This is a genomic window from Flavobacteriales bacterium, assembly GCA_030584065.1.
GTDB lineage: Bacteria > Bacteroidota > Bacteroidia > Flavobacteriales_F > PHOS-HE28 > PHOS-HE28.
The window spans coordinates 3201057-3222390 of sequence record CP129489.1; the positions used below are offsets into that span (position 1 = coordinate 3201057).

Annotated in this window: 9 protein-coding genes; all 9 read right to left on the reverse strand. The window is 61.8% G+C overall.

The window, feature by feature from the left end; all coding sequences use genetic code 11:
* Window positions 1–138 precede the first annotated feature (138 nt).
* The 9 genes from QY325_13410 to QY325_13450 all read right to left on the reverse strand — a co-directional run bounded on the left by QY325_13410 (window position 139) and on the right by QY325_13450 (window position 21329).
* Window positions 139–1608, reverse strand: coding sequence for a tail fiber domain-containing protein (locus tag QY325_13410; GenBank protein ID WKZ65752.1), 1470 nt, complete (start codon window positions 1606–1608; stop codon window positions 139–141).
* A 1518-nt stretch (window positions 1609–3126) separates the two neighbouring features.
* Complete coding sequence (locus QY325_13415) at window positions 3127–3600, reverse strand: T9SS type A sorting domain-containing protein (protein ID WKZ65753.1); 474 nt, start codon at window positions 3598–3600, stop codon at window positions 3127–3129.
* 72 nt (window positions 3601–3672) lie between these two features.
* A complete protein-coding gene (locus tag QY325_13420; protein WKZ65754.1) occupies window positions 3673–5709 on the reverse strand; it encodes a hypothetical protein in 2037 nt (678 codons plus the stop codon).
* A gap of 2 nt (window positions 5710–5711) precedes the next feature.
* Window positions 5712–12596, reverse strand: coding sequence for a hypothetical protein (locus tag QY325_13425; GenBank protein ID WKZ65755.1), 6885 nt, complete (start codon window positions 12594–12596; stop codon window positions 5712–5714).
* 4 nt (window positions 12597–12600) lie between these two features.
* Window positions 12601–14301: a hypothetical protein gene (locus QY325_13430; protein WKZ65756.1), complete on the reverse strand. Its 1701-nt coding sequence runs from the start codon at window positions 14299–14301 to the stop codon at window positions 12601–12603.
* A gap of 81 nt (window positions 14302–14382) precedes the next feature.
* On the reverse strand, window positions 14383–15021 hold the full coding sequence (locus tag QY325_13435) for a response regulator transcription factor (GenBank protein ID WKZ65757.1): 639 nt from the start codon (window positions 15019–15021) through the stop codon (window positions 14383–14385).
* A 29-nt stretch (window positions 15022–15050) separates the two neighbouring features.
* Window positions 15051–16901 (reverse strand): tetratricopeptide repeat protein, encoded by a 1851-nt coding sequence (locus QY325_13440; GenBank protein ID WKZ65758.1) that lies wholly within the window; start codon window positions 16899–16901, stop codon window positions 15051–15053.
* A gap of 77 nt (window positions 16902–16978) precedes the next feature.
* On the reverse strand, window positions 16979–18952 hold the full coding sequence (locus QY325_13445) for a sensor histidine kinase (protein ID WKZ65759.1): 1974 nt from the start codon (window positions 18950–18952) through the stop codon (window positions 16979–16981).
* A gap of 91 nt (window positions 18953–19043) precedes the next feature.
* Window positions 19044–21329, reverse strand: coding sequence for a tetratricopeptide repeat protein (locus QY325_13450; protein WKZ65760.1), 2286 nt, complete (start codon window positions 21327–21329; stop codon window positions 19044–19046).
* Window positions 21330–21334: the final 5 nt, after the last annotated feature.

The window sequence follows — 21334 nt, forward strand, 5'->3', positions numbered from 1 at the left end:
CGCAGTCAAGGCCAACAACAGCCCTGTGGACCAAAGCAACGAAGTCGAAGATGATCGCGGGCGCATGGCCTTGCAGGTCCGGTCTGATCCGGGTGCAAGCTCCGTTAGCGCACAGCGCGGGGCAATAACCCGTGCGGGTTAACGTCGCTCCAGCTCTGCGATGCGCTTCTCCAGCCGTTCAATGATCGCTTGCTGCTCCTGCACCGCTTTCACCAGGGGAACTACGAATTCGGCGTAGCGGAGGCCGAGCATGGCGTCGCCGTCGCTCATCTTGTCCACCCCGCTGAAGTCGAAGCCCACGGCTTGTGCGGCAGCATCCACCTCTTGGGCGATGAAGCCGGTTTGGCGCACGGCGGCTTTCTCCGCTCGGGCGGCGATAGTCTCCGGACTTGGCAGCACGGTCTCCACCTTGCCGTTGGCATCCACTCGGCGGTCTTCACCGAGGTGTTCTGCCAGCGCCTGCACATTCACGTTGTAGGTCACAGGTCGCAGGCGCAGGATGAAGTCGAGGCCCTTCACATCGGCGAGCACATTGCTCTTGAAACGGCCATCGCTCGGCAGGGTGGTCCAGCTCGCGTAGCCGCCGATGCTGGTGACGGCGGTGTTGCCCACGCGCGCTGAGTTGCTTGCAGTGGGCCGTGCTTGGTAGCCAAGTCCTGTGGCATTGCTCAGTCCTGCAACGGTCGGATAAGCATTGTTGCCCACATAAGAGCTGTTCGTCATGGTAAGGCCACTGCCCGCGTAAGATCCCAGGGCGGTATTCCCGCTCTGTGTTGCCACGCTGCTCAATGCGTTGATCCCAATACCCGTATTGGAGCCGCCGCTGGTGTTCAGGCGCAAGGCATTGCGGCCCACCGCCACGTTGGCATCGCCGCTTACGTTGTTGCGTAGGGCTTCAAAGCCCACGGCCACGTTGCGCGTACCCGTTGTGTTCGCATACAGCGCCTTGCTTCCGACCGCGGTCTGCTCCACTGCTTCTGCAGGGCCGTCGATCGGGTCGTAGGTGGCGCCGATGCCGTTATTGAGCAGTGCACTATCGCCAACAGCAACGCAATTCCAGCGTGCTACGGCGTTGCGCATGGCACCTGCTCCAACCGCCACGTTGGAGAATCCATCCACGTTGCTGCGTAGCGCGTTGCTGCCGAGTGCCGTGTTGTTTGCACCGGTGATGTTGCCCTCTTGGGCGAATGCACCCATGGCCGTATTCCCTGATGATGTGGTATTGGCCATCAGCGTGTTCTTGCCTACGGCGGTGTTGTTGCTTCCGCTGTTCGCCATCAGCGCGCGGTGACCGAAGGATGTTGAAGTGCCGCTGGGCGTCACGAAGCCGCCGCGTTCATTGTTCACGCGGAACTCGAGCTGTGCATTGTCCGTGTTACCAATGAAGTTGGTGCCCAACACCATGCCCGTGTTGCCCGTGATGCCCCATGCGTTCGAGCTGCCAGCAGGTCCAGCAGGGCCTTGCGGACCAACAGGCCCGATGAGCGCAACACCGGCAGGCCAAGCGCCCGCTGCCTTCGGGCCGAAGAGTGTGCTGGTGGTGGTGTTGAGGTAGAAGTCCCCATTGGAACCAACAGCGCTGGCCGGGTTCGTCGTACCATTCAGCACAGTCTTTCCATCCGTTCCGTTGGAACCATTAGTACCCGGAGTTCCTTGTGGGCCTGTTGCACCAGTAGGGCCTGCAACACCTTGTGGGCCTTGTGCTCCGGTCGCGCCTGTGGCACCCGGAGGGCCTTGTGCTCCCGTGGCACCAGCAGCACCCTGTGGACCTTGAGGGCCGGTAGCACCCGGAGTTCCAATAGGACCTTGCGGCCCTTGTGGACCCACAAGAGAAGTTCCGACGCCCCAGTTGCCAGCCGTCTTCGGGCCGTAGATCATAGTGCTCGCGGTGTTGATGTAGAAGTCGCCGTTGGCACCGATGGCACTGGCTGGTGCGGTTGTTCCGTTGAGCACGGTGCGGCCGTCAGCGCCGGCGGCCCCGGTCGCACCCGTAGCACCTTGTGGACCGGTAGCCCCGATGGGCCCTGTCGGTCCTGTTGCTCCGGCCGGGCCTGTATTTCCCGTAACCCCCTGTGGACCTTGAGGACCAGTAGCACCCGCAGTACCAGTAGGACCTTGCGGCCCCTGTGGACCCACAAGCGATGTTCCGACGCCCCAGCCACCAGCGGTCTTCGGGCCGTAGATCATAGTGCTCGTGGTATTGATGTAGAAGTCGCCGATGGCACCGAGGGCACTGGCCGGTACCGTCGTTCCATTGAGCACGGTGCGGCCGTCAGCACCCGCGGCCCCGGTCGCACCTGTGGCGCCGGTCGCCCCTTGCTGGCCCGCTGGCCCTGTGGCGCCCGTGGCACCGGTAGCACCGGCTGGCCCCGTGGCTCCTTGTGGTCCCGCAGGTCCTTGCGGCCCGGTCGGCCCTTGAATGGAGCCGACATTCTCCCATGTATTGGTGTTGTTGCTCCACACATACAGGCTGCCGTTCACCAGGTAGGCATCACCGGGGTCGCCCGTACCAGGTAGTTGGTTCACGTTGGTGAGCGAGCCGAGGATGGTTACCCCGGTCCCATCCGCGCCTGCGGGTCCTTGCGGCCCTGCAGGTCCTTGGGCACCTTGAGGCCCCTGTGGTCCTTGCGCACCTGTGGCGCCTGTGGGTCCAGTAGCGCCGGCGGGCCCGGTAGCGCCTGTTGCTCCGGCGACCCCCTGCGGACCTGGAGGGCCTGCAGGACCTATCGGCCCGGGTGTGTTGCTGGTCTCTGCGAACAAGGCGTAGGGCACGCTCATCAGTTGTGTGGTGCCCATCGGTGTGCCGTTCACGCTAGTGCGGACGAACCAGGGTCCATTGCTCCAATCGATACTGGCGAACGAGCCACTGACCACCGTGCCACCACCGATCGCCACGTTGGCCAGGCCGAAGGTGTTGGTGGTCACCGCATGGTTCTCGTTGTACACCACGGTGCCGCTACTGCTGCCCTGCAGCACGGCGATGCCCAGCGTCGCGGCGGTGTTCGCTTGAATGGTACCACTTGCATCGCGCAGGATCGCTTGGTAGTTGATGCGTTGCGGTGCTTGGGCCCACATGGCCGTAGCGAGTGCGAAGGCGAAGAGGAGGGAAATAGACTTCTTCATGGCTTAGTGGGTGATGGAGATCTTGAAGGACTTCAGGGTGGTATCGTCGTTGCCTAGCACACGCAGGATGTAACCTCCACTAGCGTAGGCTTCCATATCGAGATCGGTGATCGCGGATGTGATGCGTCCTTCGTTCACCAAGCGTCCTGCAGCGTCGTGCAGGAAGTACTGCTGTGCGTCCGCAGCGTCTTCACATGCGATGTGCAGGGTGTGCGATACCGGGTTCGGGTACACGTTGATGACGCTGGTGTTCGCCGGGGTATCATGGACAGGGGTGGAGATGTCGGCCCAGGGTTGATGAAAGCCTTGGGTGAGAACCACATTGCTGGCACCTGCCGTGGCGATCACCGGTTCCCCGATGGTGTAGGAGATACGGGTCGTGGCATTGGCATGATGACCACCACCGCCGGAGACCACGGTCTGTGCAGTTCCGGCGATCGGAGCTGCGAGCGGAAGGAGAACGAGTAGGGATCGCATGGTACTTCGCTTTGGATGATGCGAAGTACCCGGGTTGCCGAGAGCGCATCAATACCACATGCGTAGTACATGCTATTTCACCTCTACGGGGCCGGGCATTTCAACGATGCGAGATGAGCCGCCATCAGCATACACGGCTTTGACGGCATAGCGGTAGCTACCGTTACCGGGCACGCGCACATCGGCGAAGGTGGTGGCATCCGATCCGGCCGAACCCACCGTGTTGGCCATCGCGCCGTTCTTGGAGCGGTAGATCACATAGTGCTTCACCGGTCTGGTCGGTGGCGCCCAGCTCACTTGTATGACATCATCGACCACCACTGCTTTGACCGCTTCAGCCGCAGGATGCTCCTGGCGCTGCGGAATGCGCACTTCCAAGGGCACCGAACGTGGCGATCGGTTGCCGGCGCTATCCACGGCCTGCATCAGATAGGTGTATGCTGCGGCAGCCGTCACCGTTCGGTCGGTCCAGGTGCGCCGCTGTTCACTGGCATTCCAAGCGACCACCTCGCGCCATGTGGTGTCCACTGGGGAGCGGCGCAGCAGAATGTGCCTTGCAACGTCATCGCTACTACTGGGGATGAAATGGATCACCACTGCACTGTCGTTCACCGCATAGCGCTCGATAACGGGGGCGACCGGTGCCACCTGGTCCGGCTTCACCAGATGGAGAACCGCGCTGAGTGGGCTATGGTTGAAGTTCCTGTCCACTGCCACCACCTTGTAGTAGATGTGTTTGGTGAGCGTGCGCAGTGGAATGGTATCGTGGAACACGGTGTCCTGCTGAGGTTCGGGTGAAAGGTTGTTGAAGTTGTGATCGGCGGCGTTGGCGAAGAAGACACGGTAGCCCAAGAGGTCCTGCTCTTTCCCCCATGGCCAATGGACCGTCACCACGCCAGCGGTGTCTATGCTTCCCTTCAGGCCGATGGGTGGTGCGGGCGCGACGGAGTCCGCAAGCACACCATATCCACTCATGGAAACGGAGGCATTGCCTGCGGTATCCACGGCCCACACCCTGAAATGGTTCTGGCCGATCAGGAAGGAGGAGGTGTCCGTGAATTGCCGGGTGGAAGGTGGTAGCAGGTCCCGGTGCAAGGGCTGGTAGGCAGCATTGGTATGGTAGGTCTTCTCCACGCGGAAGCCTTTCAGGTCCGCTGTTGTTCCGGGCAGATCCCAATACACCACCAGTTTGCCCTTCTCATCGTTCACGCGCTGCATCACTGGGTTCGGTGGCGCGGTGCGATCGCGGCCCATCGCGGTCACCACCGGTGCTTCACTGCTGATCATCCCGAAAGGCGTGATGCCCAGCACCCTGTACTGGTAGGCAACATAGTCGCGAATGATGGTGGTGTCCGTATACGCATGGTGGGTGGCCGCACCGCGTTCATTGTCCATGGGCACGAAGGGCACATTGTTCAAGCGCTGCCAGGCGCCGGTCCCTTGTCGGCGTTCGATCCAGAAGGCGCTGAACGAACTCTTCACCTGCTCGCGCTCCCAGCGCAGGGTGATTGTGTGTTCCTTCTCCTGCGCGCTGAGCGCGGGCCCATGCGGTATGGTATGCGCACCGTCTTTCCGGTCGATGGCGATCATGGCCGTGTCCGCTTGTTGGGGGTCCAGTGTGATCACCCGGTACAGGTAGTAGCCGGTCGCGCTCATGTTCTTGTCCACCCAACGATAGCCAAGTGCATTGGCGATCTCGGGATCGATATCGGCATACAACGCACACAGCGACCAGCGCATGGTGGCCTGGTCGGCGGCGTCCATCTGCGCGCGCACATCACCGGTGTTGGGTCGTATATCAGCGCCATAAAGGGCTTGTGCGATGATGGGTGCATGGCTGTTGGCAGCGAGGCGTTGTTTCAATGCCTCCAAGGACATTGGTTTGAGCGTGTCGGCATTCAGTCGTTGGACCTTCCGCTCTGGAGTGGCCACGTCCACACGTTCGATACGGCAGCCGTAGCGGTTGAAGCGCTCCCAAGCCTGTACGCTGCTAGGTGCCCAGCGCACGATGACGGAATCGGCGGTGTTGAAGGCCGTGGTCTGTAAGCTTTGACCGGCGACCGTTCGGCAAAGTGCGAAGCAGAGGAGGGCAAGGATGGAAGGGCGCATGATCAAGGTGCTGTTTGCATGACGCCACTGCCCGGCGGTGAGAGCGGTGACTGGCTCACGGGTGCCACTGGACCCAGCGTGTGGTTGAACACCGCTTCGCCGTGGCTAACCGCCGCCTGCTGGTTCCAGTCGGTGAAGGGCATGCATGTGGGTGGAGGGTGGAAGCTGAAGCGCACGCGGTAGTTGCCGCGATAGGCGCGCTTGAACCCGGAGTTCTGGAAGCGGATGACCATGCTGCGGAGAGGCTCCTGCATCGTTCCGTAATCCTCAGCGGGCGGCGGTGGTGCTTGCAGAGGGCCACAGTTCGCGATGACGTCGGCTGTGATCGTGAGCAACCGTTGATGGTCGTTGCGTACCACAATGGCCGTGGTGTGGTCCAGCCGCACGGATGCTGTAGAAGCCCCGGTGCTTACTGCGAGGTTGTTCGTGTTCTGGGCCACAAGGCCATTGGCGGGTAACGGCACGGTCTCGTCAGGTGTGAGCGGCTGTCGGGTCGGGTTTCCAACGCGCCATTTCACTGTCTGGAACGGCGGGATCCCCGGAGCGGAAGGTGTATCGCTGTGGCGCGGTACACCGAATGCGTTATAGGTGACACTGCGCATCAGATCGATGGAGCTGCAATTGCGTGCTTCGATCTCCGCGTAATAGTCATACAACACGGGGTCGCTCCATTGCATGGACCATACATCGGTCAACGCATCGCTGAGAGAGATCAGCGGGGGTAGAATGAAGCTGGTGTTCTGGGGTGAGGTATAGCCGTTGACATCGAACACATCGAAGGACTCACCTTGGAGATCCGGGCGCAGTGTCTCCCTAGGTGGTGTTGCGCCATCGCTTTCGAGGAAGGTGGTGCTGTTGGTGAGCGCGGCCGCCTTGGCAGCGATGGTGTTGTGCGCCGATGTGCGGAAGTAATAGGTGAAGAGCAGCTTCTCGTTCGCCCTCACGGAGTACCCGGTCAACCTTCGCTGCCGAAGGTGGAAGGTGTGGCCTTGTTGACTGGTGGTGCTCGTGCTGCTGGATGCGGTGGACATCATGCCCAGGTCGGCCAACGGGACGTACGCTTGTGGCCCGGTGCCAGACTGCACCAGACTATCCCGGTAGATCACCTGCGCCACATAGGTCTTGCTGTTCAGCAATTGCGGCAATGCGAAGGAGAGCGTGGTCGGTGTGTTCTCGTTCAGGTAAGGCGCAATGGGGCAGGTGATCGTTGGCCCGCCGGCGAGCGGTGTCAACATCATCTTGTAGATCCGGACCCGGCCCGCTACCGCCTGTCCGAAGATCGCATCCTGCCCGGACAGATCGGCCTTGCAATGGATGATCGCGGAGCGGCATTCGTCCTGAAGCACATAGCGTTGGCCGATGAAGGGATAAGTGTACAGCAGGTCCTGTTCGCGGATCTCCTTCAAACCTTCGCCGGTCTTGAACGTGACGGTGGTGTCCCAAATGGCCTGCTCACCTTGGGTGATTGCCGTTGCCCAAACACCTTCGCTGTTGCGCTCTTCTGCACGCAGCCGCACGTTGAACGTGTATCTGGTCAGTGGGTCGAGGTAACGAGAGGGGATGGCCAGGACTTGATCCTTCGAAGGAGCTATCGCCTGGGTGGTCTGCTGTTCGCTACCCGACTTCTTCAAGCTCACACCATCGAGCACCAATCGGAACGTACGCCAGTATGAGCTTCCATTGGAGCGATATTCCTTCATGTTGAACGGTGTGTCGAGCTTCATGTTCAACGCTACTTCACAATTCACGCCCACATCCACGGGTGTGCTGCCCGGTGTGATGCCGTCGTTGTGTCGTGGAGTGATGTCGCCTATGGGATCAAGACCTGCTAAAGCGCCCGCACCGAAATTGTCGCAGGGATGGCCCGCGGAGAACGGGAAGTTGAACGATCCGTCGATCATTCCGCCCAGGATGCTGTAGCGTCCGCCCACTTCGCCCCGTACCCAGTTGGGGTCCGCGAAGCCTCCTTGCAGCAGGGTTGCGGCAGCGATGTTCATGATCTCAAAATCGCCCTCGGCGAACCACACGTCCACATGAAGGCTCACACTTCCGCCGAGGTAGGCGAATACTTGACCGGTGGCGTAGAATCCCGCAATGCCTGGATCGGCGATGCCCTCACAGGTCATGTTGGCGGCTGAAACGAAGGCCATGTCGAAGCCCAGGCCTGCTTGCAAATGCATGCGGAGGAGGTAGAAGTCGAACTGCTGGTCCAGGGCACCACGCGCGCCGAATGCGATGCCATTCGCTTCATCCACGCCAGCAGGCCAGTTGAAGTCGGTGCTGCCGAGCAACGCGAGCACGGCGGCTGAGTCCGGTGGCAGCGGATCGGGGAGCCCTTTGCCTACCATGAAATAGCTGGTGGTGGAGAACAGACCGAGGAAGTCCAGCCCCACCGGCGTCTGCGGTGTGCCCACGAAGAGGTGCCAGGTATCGGGCGTGATCAACAATTCTGCCGCACCTGCGAGGTCGTCCGGCCCGGTCCCCGTGACAAGGCCGCTGCCGATGGTGACCTTCATGGCGAAGTTGGCCTGGAAGACATCATTGGGGAAGTCGAAGGTGATCTCCGCGCTGCCACGAATGGGCACGTAGGTGCGATCGTTCCGTTCGCTCATCATGTACACGTTGCCGTTGAGGAAGGCCGTGTTCACGCCACCGCTTTCGCTGAAGGACATGCCAGCTGTGAGATCGCCATTGTACGCGAGACCACTGGCGCCATCGCCGAAGATGACGGTGGCCTGGAATCCGAAGCTGATGGCGGCGTCGGGCACGAACCGGATGCTGGTGAGCGTGAGGCCAGGAGTGTAGTCGTCATCATCCTGAGCGGCGATCGTCGCTTGTGTAACCTGTTGTGCGCTCGGCAGGTCAGTGGTCCGGCGCATATGGTACCACGCACCACCACCGAAGCCGTACACGTTGAAAGGTTGCCCGGGCGAGAAGCCACCCTCCTTGGCGAACATGGCATCGGCGTACCAGTAACGCATGCTGTTCACCGTTCCGAATTGCGCGGCGGCACGCACTTGCAAAGCCCCTTTCATGAACCAGGCGTTCACCAGCCCGTTGATGCCGTTGCCATAGACGGGATCATCGTGGTACCAGCGCAGGCCACCGATGATCTTCACCGCACCGGTCTCGCCGGTCACACCGATCGAATCCAACTCGATGCTGTGATGGCCCCATTGGTGGATGGCCGTGGTGTTGAGCTGCCCGAGCACCGCGATGCGCGTGGTGGCCACGAAGATGTTGGTCTGCCCGCTTAGGTCCAGGTTGATATCGAACCCGATGCCTGCCATCACGCCCCCTTCGGAATTGCGCCGTTCGGTGGTCACCCGGGTGATGCTTACCGGGAAACCGCCGGAACTTCCGCCGGAGCTGTCTTCCTCGTCATCCAGTTCCGGACTGTCATCCGCCAGGAATTTCTGCGGGCTCACAAGCGAGAATACACCGCTCTGGTCCACGTTCGTGTACGGGTCGTTGGTCTGGAAGTAGAGTTGTTGGAAACCGATGTCGCGGAAGTTGATCTTCAGTTGAGCGGGTGCGTTCACATCGATGCTCAACTTCCCGTTCAGTTCGGCACGCGCGCTGTTGCCGGTGCTGGCATCTCCGAAGATGGCGCGCACGGTGCTGGTTTCGTGAAGTTCGGCGTGCGCCACGTACATCGGAACGTTCAGCGTACCATCCGGGTGCAGCAGGAATTCCATGCGCACATCCTCCGTCTGCGGATCGTGCTGGATCATACCGGTGTACACGAGCAACGTATCGGTGAAGGGCATCTTGATGCGTCCTTTGAATCCGCCTTGGCTGAAGGTGTTCACCACGATGTCCATCTGCAACGTGTCAAGCGAGAAACCCCAACCATCGAGGTTGCCTTCGTTGGCGTCGAGGATGTTGGCCACCTTGAACTGCGCCGAAACACCTGTTCCGAACTCGTAGATGAAGTCGTCCACCTGCGCGGTGACGCGACCGGTGCCTTGGAAACGTTCGATGGTCGGTGGCAGGCGCAGCATGGTGCGTTCCACGTACACGCCGGTCCACGCGGGATCCACGGTGCCATCCTCCTGCATGTGCGCGCTGGCCAGGAAGTGTGCAGGTGGCAACTGCATGTCCGGTGGGTTGGTGTAGCTCGCCAGATCGATCCACGCTTCCTGGACATCGAATCCCCAACTCTTCGCCTCATTCAGATGGAAGGCTGTGTTCATGTCCATGCGACCCATGAGACCACCACGTCCGGTGCGCACACGTAGCGCACCGATCACTTTACGCGGTCCATCTTCGCCGTTCGCGAGGTCTTCGCGCAGCTTCTCACGGCTGAAACGGTATTCCGCATCGAACGTCACGGCGCGGAAGCCGTTGCAGTCCCACGCCACGAAGGTGCCGCTATCCTGTACGGTGGTGAAACCGTCGGAGAAGCGGGCGCCTTTGAACTTCAATGTGTCGTCGCCGAGGTCGATGTTAAGGTCGCTCAGTAGGTAGAGCGTGGCTTCTTCGGTGAGGTCGCCGAAGCCGCCTGGGTGGAAGGGCATCGCCATGTTGCCCAAGCTGAGCGAGGTGCCCAGTTCATGCACGGGTAAGGACATGCCTGCGTTCATCCGCGCGATGGAGTCCGTGAACTGCATGCCAAGGATGCCGATGACCACGCGACCGATGCCTGGTACTTCCTTATCCACGCCGAGCGGCAACCCCATGGGTGCAGCACCGCTGAATTGGCTGATCAAACGGCCGGCGGTATTCAGGTAGTCGTCCAACGCCTGCGCAGCTTGCGGACTGAAGCCCGCTGCCAACGAGCCACCTTGGATGAAGGCCGGCGGGATCACGCCTTCGTTGTCGTACAATGCGTTCACTTCGCCCTGATACAGCCGTTTGTTCGCGTTGATGAGCGCCTGGCTGAACCGGACACGGAGCAGCGCGTCCATCACTGGCACGGAGATCAAACCTTCGCCAGAAGCCAGGTTGCCAGCCCCGTGCAGGATGCTGGTGATGCGCATGTGGAACTTGCCCACCTGCACCGAGTCGCCCACCTGGGTGGTATTCACGGCGTTGCGCTCAATGATGGGCGTTGGTGCGCGTCGGCTTTCGGCCAGGCATTCCGCTGCGGGGATCTCTTCTTCTTGCGCCGCTCCTCCACCTCCGTCAGTGTCCCCGTCCTCTGGTTCGCCGATGGTGAAACTATACGTGGGACCAGCGCGGTAGTGAGCGCTGAACGCGTTGTTGTGGTCGGTCACCCAGACGATACGCCAGTAATAGGTGCCCTCCGCGTTCGGTGTGAAATCGTAGGTGACCTCCTTGTACAGTTCGGCCAGCATGCAGGGCAGGTCGCAACTGCTGTTGAGCAGGCTCAATGTGTTCCCGATACGCTCGCTGTGCGTGGCTTCGGTCTGGTCGAAATCAGCGGTCCTCGAAACATCGATGCGCCAGCGTTGGTAGATGCGGCCGTCGGTCTGGGTGCTCAGCCCATCCACGTTCTGGATGATCGGGAAGGGCGGAAGCAGGCTTACTGGTGGTTCGGCGGTCTTGAAGCGCAAGGGCACAGCGGCGAAGCCGGACTGTTCTGCATTACCGCCGTTGCGTGGCAGCACGGCTTGGTGCGCGGGGCTGATCATGCGTGGCGTGCCCATGCCGGAGGCGAACCCTCCATCGATGTATCCGCTGATGGGATCACCGTTGTCTGGGCTCAGCGTGATCTGTGCGTTCATCACGTGTTCCTCGCCGCTCTCGAAGTACATCACGCTCTCTTCTCCAGGCCGTTTGTACACGTTGATGTGGCGCGCTTGGTCCTCGGTCACAGGGGTGCCAAGCACATCCTCCTGCGACTCGCGCGGCCCATCGGCCCAGATCACCTCGCGTTGGTAAGTGGCTTGTTCACCGCCCACATGGATCAACGTGAGCTCGCTATTGAACTGTGTGATGTCATCGCGGTACGGATCGAAGCGGGCTACGATGGGCAGGAAGTCCCAGGGGAGCGTATCACCAACGACAGGAAAGGCGAACGAGAAACCGGCATCGCCGCTCCACGTGAAGGTGCAGGGCTCGGACCAGCCATCGTTCTGGAACACATGCACTCCGCTCACGTCCACCGCGCGCACGTACCACGCGTACCGACGACCGGTCAACAACGCGGGCATGAGCTGTGTATACAGCACCTGCGCACTCATCACATCATCCTCCCAGACCGGATCATTGGAGCTTTGCAAAGCCGACAGGGGATCGATGGCGTTCTCCTCTGACAGCAGTACGAGTTTGAAGTGGTACTGCATGATGGCCCCCATCGGCGGACCGGAGGGTAGGATCCAGTTGAAGAGCAGCGATTGGGGTTGGGCACCCTGCACCATTTGGTCGCATGCCGGAGCGAGCAACTGTGGCGGTGGGGGATAGGCCACGGTGAATACATTGGAGCAGCCATTGCTGGGCGCACCTGCACTCAGCGGGGCGTTGGTGAAATAGTCGAATGCTTGGAGGCAGATCTGGTATTCACCTTCCGGGAGGAGCCCGAGCCGGATATCCTCTTCGGTGATGCCGGTATACTGGAGTTGGCCGCCTGCATTGGAAACGAAGGGTTGGAGGTCCGTGCCCGAGATCGCTGTGAACCCGACCGGGACGTTGAGCGGTGGAGCGTTCCACGGCTGGCCACCCTCGATGATGACCGAGATGCTGCCATCCATGGTGCTGATGGAACCAGCGAGGTAGATATCGTGCGCAACGGCTCCTGGCAGATCGTTGTGGATCAAGACCGAGATCTGCTGCGGGTTCTGGAAGTATTGTACGTAGCTCGCGGTGTACGGCGGGTTCACCGTGGTGCTCAACGTCAGCGGGTTCAGCTGAGCTCGCACGCCGATGATGGTGAGGAGCGCGAGAGCGGTCAGCGAAGAGCGCAAGGCATCTCGGTAGGCCATGGCACTAGGTCTTGGGTTGGAACACGAACACATAACCGGCCAGCAGGCGTATTTCGGTGAATTCGCGGGAGGCCACGAACGTGGTACTGTTCAACAGGCCGTTCACCGTGAGTTGAAAGCGATGCATCGCCGTTACACGATACTGCCAAGTGGTGTTGGCGTTCACGGTGTTGCCCGCGTTGGCGCCATCCTGCAGGGCGGCGTTCCATGAAGCGGAGAGCGCACCGGTGAGCCTCTGCCTGGCCATGGTGCGGGAGATGCCGAATGTGGGCCCTACGAGGATGTAGCTGCTGATGGCCGAGGTGTTGCGGCTGAAGTTGATGCCCCCGTTCACCGAAAGGTTGTCTGCATTTCGGGTGCGATTGAGGAAGAGGTTGCCGTAGATCACTTCATTCTCGGCGGTGGCGAAGGTGTTGTAGGGATTGAGGTCCTGCAGTTGTTGCAGGCCACCGGTGAGGCTGATGGTGAACGTGCGGTGGCTGTTGGTGCGCACATAGCGCTGCGAAAGCGTCATGCTCCGGTTCACCTGTGCTACGCGGAACGTATCGCTGAGCGCGCGCAGACCGGCTTGTTGTTCAATGCCGTAGTTGCTGAGGTTGATATCCGCACCGTACGTGCGTGAAGGGTTCCAGCTCACGTTGGCCGAGCCGATGCGACGGACCGAGGTGGCCATTTTGCGGCCGCTCAAGTTGTCCTGCTGCTGGCCGTAGCTGCCGCTCAGGCGTAGTTTGTTCTTCCACAGGCGGAGGCTCGGTGCAACGGTGATGGCGCGCAGATCGGCCGCTTGGTAGTAGGCGCCGAGTGAACGGTAGTCCGGATCCACTTGCTTCACTTCGCCGCGCAAGCTGAAGATCTTGTACGCATAGGTGAGGGAGGTGTGGCCGGCGAACAACAGTTTCGCACCCAGGCGTGGGTTGAAGATGCCCTGCAAGGAAGCGGGCACATCGGTGGCCACGATGGCTGGTGCGCGCAGGTCCTCGTTCATGGCGCTGCCTCCTGCATCGAATTGCCAGGTGATGCGTTTGCCTAGAGTGAGTCTGCCGCTAACGCCGAGCGCCACGTTCTGTTTAGGTGCCGATGCGGGATCGTTGCTCACCACCTCGGGAATGGAGGTGGTGTCATCCTCGGCCTGGAAGACCATCACGTCGAAGTAGTTCCGCCGGTTGCCTACACCCACCTTGACACCGTAGCCGGTGCGTTCGTAAGCCGGCCGTGGTGCGATGGAGGCGAGCGTATCCTGCGCCACAGGCTTGTTGAAGCGGCCGTAGAACGCGGCGAAGCGGAACCCCTTCGGCTCCAGCTCCACGCCTGCGCCGAAGAACTGCACCCCGGCCATGGTGTACGGGTTGAAACGAATGCTGCGGTAGCCCAAGTGCAGCTTTGCCCACTTGTAATAGGGGCTCATGCCATAGCGGTTGAAGGGCTGTGTCCACGTGCGCTGTTGCGAACCCACGTTGAAGCTCACCGGCACCTGCCAGCCATAGAGGCTCAGGGTAACAGCACCGGTGGTGTTCCACCAGAAGGGCTCGTTGCGCGGGGTGCCGTCACCGCTGTAGAAGTAGGGCCCGCCCATCACCGAAAGGCTGCCGTTGATCCGCACCGGCTTCTCCTTGCCGATGGCGCCCAGGTCCTGTGCGGTAACGCTCAGCACCATGGCCCATGCGAGGAGGGCGGCTAGGAGGTGGTGCCGGGTACGACGGTACATGCTGGCCTTGGTGGATGATCCACGCTTGGCCAAAAGTGCCTGCGCCGTGCTGGCCCGGCAATACCCCGTGTGTAGTACGCGCTATCGCCCGGGGTAGACCTTGCGCACGGCCTCCATACGCCCGTTCACCTGCAGTTTGCTGTAGATGCGCCGCACGTGCACACGTACGGTCTCCGTGCTGATACCCGCTTTTGCGGCGATCTCTTTATACTGCAATCCGGAGGCGAGGCCATCGAGTACGCCTTTCTCCCGGTCGGTGAGCAGCTCGTCGTTGATCTGTTGCCGGGTCTCCTGCTGGAAGCTGCTCACCACCAAACGAGCGATGGCGCTGTTCATGGGCGATCCTCCATTGTGGATGTCGTGGATCGCTTCGAGCAGTTCTTCTGTGGTGGTGCTTTTCAACAGGTAACCCGTGGCACCGGCACAGAGGGCCTGGAAGATGTAGGCCGGGTTCTCGAAGATGGTGAGCATCAGGTATTGCACCTCGGGCTTCACCACCTTGGCTTCGCGCACGCAATCGATCCCGCTCTTACCGGGCATATTGATGTCCATCAGCACCACCTGCGCCGTCAGCTCTTCGATGTGTTCCAGGAACGCATCGCCACTGGCATACGTACGCACGAGTTGAAGCCCATCGGCCCGTTCGATACGGCGACGTAGCAATTCGCGCAGTTCATCATCGTCCTCCACGATGACGATACGGACCGGGGCGCTTGCCATGTGGGCAAGATAGCGTTTCCCGCTGGATATCAAGTGGTGAGGGCAAGGTCCAGCTGGAGCCGGGTGCCCTTGGTACCATCTAAGCTCAAGCGTGCACCGATGCGTTCGGCACGTGCCCGCATATTGGACAGACCATGACCACTCGCCTGTTCCTTGTCGCCCATTCCTTTGCCATCATCCTCCACCACCAGGCGAATGGACCGTTGGTCGGTACGCATCACCACCCCGATATGCTCCGCCTTGGCATATTTGATCGCATTGTTCAGCCCTTCCCGCAGGATGAGGTAGACGTCCCTTTTCGTTCCTGGATCAAGGGTCACATCGGGCCCTTCATGCACGCAGTCTATCGTGTACTTGACGTGGCTCCATTCGAGCATCCGTTCGGCATGGGCACGCACCCGTTCGGTAAGCCCGGCGAGCGAGTCGTGGTGCGGGTCGATGGCCCAAACGATATCGCCGAGCGATCGATTGGCTTCGGCAGCGACACGTTCGATATCCCGTGCGGTACGTGCCAGCGCAACGGGATCGTTCTTCAGTACGATGCCCACCTCACTGCTCAGCATGGCGAGTTTGGTAAGGTCGCTGCCGAGTTGGTCGTGCACGTCGCGGGCGATACGGGTGCGCACTTCGGAGGCTTCACGTTCCTTTTCGCTGATGATCAATTGCTCCTGTGCGCGCACCAGTTCTTCATTCTTGGCGCGCATGGCAAGGGCGCTGCGTGCGCTGTTGCGGTAGAGGCCGAACCCGAGCGCGGCGATGACAAGAATTAGACCGCCGCCGAGCAGTGCATTGCGCTTCTTGCGCTTTTCCTCAGCCAGTTCAGCGGCCACCCTCTCGGCCTCGCGTTCCTGCTCCGCCTTCATGCGCACTTCGGTGATCGCCTGTGTCTTTTCGATATCGAGGTCGTTCGTGTGAGCTGTTCGGGCTTTGTCCAGATAGGACAAGGCCTGTGCACTTTCTCCGGTGGCGCTTGCCACCAGCGCGAGCAGTTCGTAGGTACGGGATCGGTACTCGTTGTTCTCCAGCTCAAGGGCGATACGTTCGGCTTCCAGCAGTATCGAACGCGCCTCTTGATACTTGCCGACGCCACAAAGGGCTCGTGCCAACTGACCGAGGTAGATGCACCGTTGGCCGAGATTCTCATCGTTCCGGAGCTCCGCGGCGGCCATTCGCAAGTAGTGCAAGGCACTGTCGAAGCGCTCCTCTTTCATGTGGATCTCGGCGATGTCCATGCGGCACAGCGCCGCATGGTTGAGGAGCTCCATACGCTCGGTGATGGCGAGAGTCTTGCGTTGAATGAGCAATGCGCTATCCCGGTCCGCCTCATCGAAGAGGATGGTCCCGAGTCCCGAATAGGTGTTGGCCAGGTTACCATCCTCGGGCAGCTTGTCCAGGATGGCCAACGCTTGGAGCGTGAGTGATTTCGCACGGGGGATGTCGTCCGTGGCGCGGTATTGATAGGCCTGGTAGTTCATGGCGGCCGCCCGCAACTTGTCATTGCCCATGCGCTCGGCCACACGTTCCATGGTGGTGAAGGCCGCCAAGGCTTCGGCATACCGGCCGGCATAGTGGTGGGCGACCCCTTCGACCTTGGCGGCTTGCAAGGCGCGCTGGTCCAGCAGCCTCTTGTCACCGCCGTCGTCGATGGCGGTGATCGCGTCGGCAGCGAGGCGCGCTGCCCTGTACGATCGTTCCGTTTCGCCGGTGGCCACCCACGCTTTCGCACTGTCCAACAGCTGATCGACCCGCACGGTATCGGTCCATCGGCCCGCCTTTCCGTTCGCGGGGAAAAGCGACTCCACTGCGATGAGGGTACTGTCCTGTGCAAGGACTGATGCTGCTGCGCAAAGCAGGAACAGGACAGGAGCGAGCATCCTCATGGTCGGTGGTCGGATCTTACACGTCGGATGCAACGAAGGTCCAACTTCATTCCGATCGTGGAAATAACCCACGTGGGTTAAGCGGGCGATAGGTCCACGCGGAACCGTATGCACGTTCCTGATCCGGCATCGCTGGCAATGGTCAATGAGCCGCCGATGTGTTCAGCCCGATGGCGCATGTTCTTGAGTCCATGACCGCTCATGGGGGCACCGCTCATTCCAATGCCATCATCGCACACCTCGAACTGGACGAACGATGCGGATGTCTTGAAGACCACACGGATGTGTTCTGCATTCGCGTATTTGATGGCATTGTTCAGGGCCTCGCGGAGGATCAAGTAGATATCGCGTTTGGTGGCAGGGTCCAAGGATGTGTCGGGACCTTCATGCCCGCAATCGATGGTATGGGCCACATGGCTCCACTGGAGCATACGTTCACAATGGGCGCGCACACGTTCGGTGAGTCCCGCCAGCGAATCGTGATGGGGGTCCACGGCCCAGACGATGTCGCCAAGTGAGCGGTTCGCTTCAGTGGAAACGCGTTCCATGTCTGCGGCCAATTCGGAAAGCGCCGTCGGGTCCTCGTTGGCCAAGGCCTTCGCTTCACTGCTGAGCAGGGCGAGTTTCGTGAGGTCGCTACCCAATTGGTCATGTACATCACGAGCGATGCGCGTTCGCACTTCGGCGGCTTCGCGTGCGCGTTCGCTCACCACGAGTTTCTCCTGTGCGGCTTCGATGGCGCGTTTGGCCCGGGCCGTGTACCGCCAGCGCAGCCAGGCTGCAGTGCCCAGTATTGCGGCGATCGCCAGCAAGGCGAGTAGCCACGTCCGTTGTTCACGATGCTTCGCTTCGGTCCACCTTCGTTCGGCCACATGGCGCAGGCTGTCAGATTCCGCAGCGCGCTCATAGGCGTACTTGAACCCGCTGCGCAACAATTCGCGCTGGTTCTCTTCGCGGAGGATGCTATCGTTCAGCAGCACGACCCGCTCGTGCACCGTTAGTGCTTCTTGCCAGCGACCGAGCGCCTTCAAGGCCGCATATCGCGCAGCGGCAGCATCGCGCTGCAGGTTCAGCTCCTCGGCGCGTGTAGCGGCGCTATCGGCGGCTTCGGCCATTGCGAGCGCACGGGCGGGGTTGCCTTCCCGAAGCAGCATAGTGCTCAAGCCCACCAGCGCATTGCCCAACCCGTATGGCAGGTCTTCTGCACGGGCCATCGCCACGTTCTGCTCGAAGAGGGCTTTGGCTTCACTGGGCCGGTGTTGTTCGAGCAGAAGCGTTGCCAAGCGGTTGCGCACGTTCACCAGTCCGTGGTGGTCGCCGATGGCCAGTCTGATCACTTCGCTGCGGCGGTAGGCTTGCATCGATCCGGTGGTATCGCCCAGCTCTTCGAGGCATGAGCCGATCTCCTCCAGTTGCTTGCCCAGTTGATGCTGGTCATCGAGTTCCTCCGCCATCGCTGCTGCACGACGGTAGTACCCGAGCGCCTCGTTCCAGTCGCTCTGATTGAGGTACAGGCCGCCGAGGTTGGCCAGCGAGGTGCAGATGCCGCGCTTGTTGCCAAGCAGTTCCTGGATATGCAGGCTTTGTTGGTAGAGGTCCACGGCCTTGCCATGATCGCCGCGGAGCATTTGCACGCGTCCGATAGCGTTGAGGTCGTTGGCGATGCTGGTGCTGTCGGCCAAACGCTCATGAAGTGCGAGGCCTTCTTCGTAGAGCGTAAGCGCGGAGTCCAATTCCCCGAGGTACGAGAGCATACTGCCCATGTTGCTGATCACGTCGGCCTGTCCTTCGGCATCGCCATTGCGCCGATGGAGTACGAGCGCCGTGTCGTAATGCGACAATGCCGTGCGCATATCGCCACGCACGTACCACACGGCAGCGAGGAGTTCACTGGCCCTGGCTTCGAAGACGGTGTTGCCCTTCGTCCGGGCATCGCGTTGCAGGTTGCGCGCCATCACCTCGGCGGTATCCGGAGCGTTGAAGAGGTAACCGTCCCAGGTGAGGTCGTAGAATGCGGTGAATCGGATGCTGTCCGGCCTGGACCGGTCCAAAAACACCGATCGGAGGGAATCGAGGTCAGCTTGAGCGTTGCAGCACAACGCTGCGATGAGCCAAAGCGCAGTGATCAACGAGCGGCACGGTTCACGCATGCGGTTCGGGCGGCAAAACGACCGCGAAGGTGAGCAATGTTCCAGTTCCAGCCCCGCTCCGTACCTGGAGCGTTCCACCCAGGCGCTCTGCCCGCGCCCGCATGTTCCCCATGCCGTTCCCGTGACCGCGGTTCGCATCCATTCCGATCCCGTCGTCCTCCACCTGGAACTCGGCGCGCGTGGCCGAGGTTCGGAACATCACGCGGATATGCGCGGCCTTGGCATACTTGATCGCGTTGTTCAGTGCTTCGCGGATGATCAGGTAGATGTCGCGCTTCACCGCCGGGTCCAGCGTCCGATCCGCGCCTTCGTGCGTGCATTCGATGCTGTGCAGCACCTTGCTCCACTTGAGCATGCGCTCGGCATGGGCGCGCACGCGCTCGGTGAGCCCCGCGACCGAGTCGTGGTGCGGGTCGATGGACCAGACGATGTCGCCCAGGGAGCGGTTGGCCTCCCCGGCGATGCGCTCGATGTCGTCGGCCAGGGCGGGCACGGCCCGTACATCGCTCTGCGCGAGCTCCCTGGCCTCGGTGCTCAGCAGCACAAGCTTGGTGAGGTCGCTGCCGAGCTGGTCGTGCACGTCGCGCGCGATGCGTGTGCGTACTTCGGAGGCCTCGCGCGCCCGCTCGCTCTCCAACAGCCGGGCCTGCGCCTCCAGGATGGCCGCGTTCTTCTCCGCGAGCGCACGGCGGCTGCGGCGTGCGTTGCGCAGGAGCAGGAAGAGGAGCGCACCCACCACGGCCACCACGCCGAAGCCCGCGGCAAGCACGAGGTTACGCCGGCGGTGGGCCGCGAGCTCGCTTTCCTGCGCGGCGTTCGTGGCGGACAGCTCTTCCAGTTCGGCATCCTTGCGTTCCGAGGCGAAGCGGACGTTCAAGGCGTTCAGGTCCTTGATGCGTTCGAGGTCCAACAGGCTGTCCTTGGCGGTGAGGTAAAGCCGCAGGGAAGCGAGTGCCTCCGGCGCGCTGCCATTCGCCTGGTGCACTTCGTGCTGTGCGAACAGGGCATCGCGCCAGGTCTCCAGCCAGCCTTCGCGGGCAGCTAGGGTGATGAGGGTGTCCAGGTCGCCAAGCGCGGCACGGCGATCGGCCGCATCGCCATGCGCCAGGATCCGCGCTTGTTCCACCCGCAGCCACGCCCGATCGATGCGCAGCCCGGGATGTTGGGCGAGCGCGAGGCCCTCCTCGATGTAGGCCCGGGCCTGCCCGAAGCGCCCCAGCCGACGGCATACCTTGCCCAGGTCCAACAGGATGGCCGCTTCCTCCACGCGCTCGCCCTGCACCATGTAGATCGCCTGCGGGCCGCGCACCAGTTCCAGCGCCCGCTGCAGGGACCGCAACGCGGTATCCAGCCTGCCCAGCTCCAGGAGGCAGGCACCATAGGTGCCCAGCAGCGTCGCCTTGACGTGCGCCTGTTCGACCCCCTCCAGGAGGTCGAGCGCCTCCTTCAGATGCTCCAGCGCTGAGGCGCGATCACCGAAGTCGATGTGGAGCTCCGCGAGCTCCCGGCCGGTCTCCACGATCATGGCGTTCGACCGCAGCGCCTTGGACAGTGTGTGTGCCCGAAGGGCGTTCCGCAGGGCCAGGTCCTGATCGGCCAGTTCGTTCGCGGCGAAGGCGCGCATGCGGCAGGCCGCGCGCTCGTGCAGGAGCGCGCCGGTGCGCTGGATGAGCGCTTCCGCAACGGCGCAATGGTGCAGGGTGCGCATGAACGCCTCGGTGGTGATGGCCTCCATGGCACTGTCCAGCTGCAGCTGGATGAGCAGGAAGGTGTCGCGCGAGGCGGTGATGACCTCCGCGATGCGATCGCTGGCACGTTGCACCGTTTCCGGGTCGGCCGATCCACCATACTTGGTAACGCTCAGTGCCCAGTAGAGGCCCGTGGCCGAACGGTGGCGCTCGAACGCTTCGAGCGCCTTGGCGTAGTGCACAAGCGCCACGCTGTCCTCGCCAGCTTCCTCGCAGCGGTCGATGTGCAGGCACCAATGCGCGTAACCCAGGTCCTCCTGTGGTCCGTGCTGGGTGAGCAGTTGCACGGCCCGTGCCAGCTCCGCCGCCTCGCCGCCATAGTATCCGCTCGTCTGCCTGGCCGCCACCCGGCGCGTGATCGCACTACCCAGCAACGAAGGGTCGTTGAGGCGCTCGGCTAGCGCGATCGCCTCCTGTGCGGCCTCCATCGCGCTCACCGGGTCCGTATCGCGCTGGTACCACGCCAGGCGTTCCAGCTTGCGCGTCCGGTCGGCATCGCTCAGGCGCGTGTTGGCCAGCTCTCGTTGCAACCGGC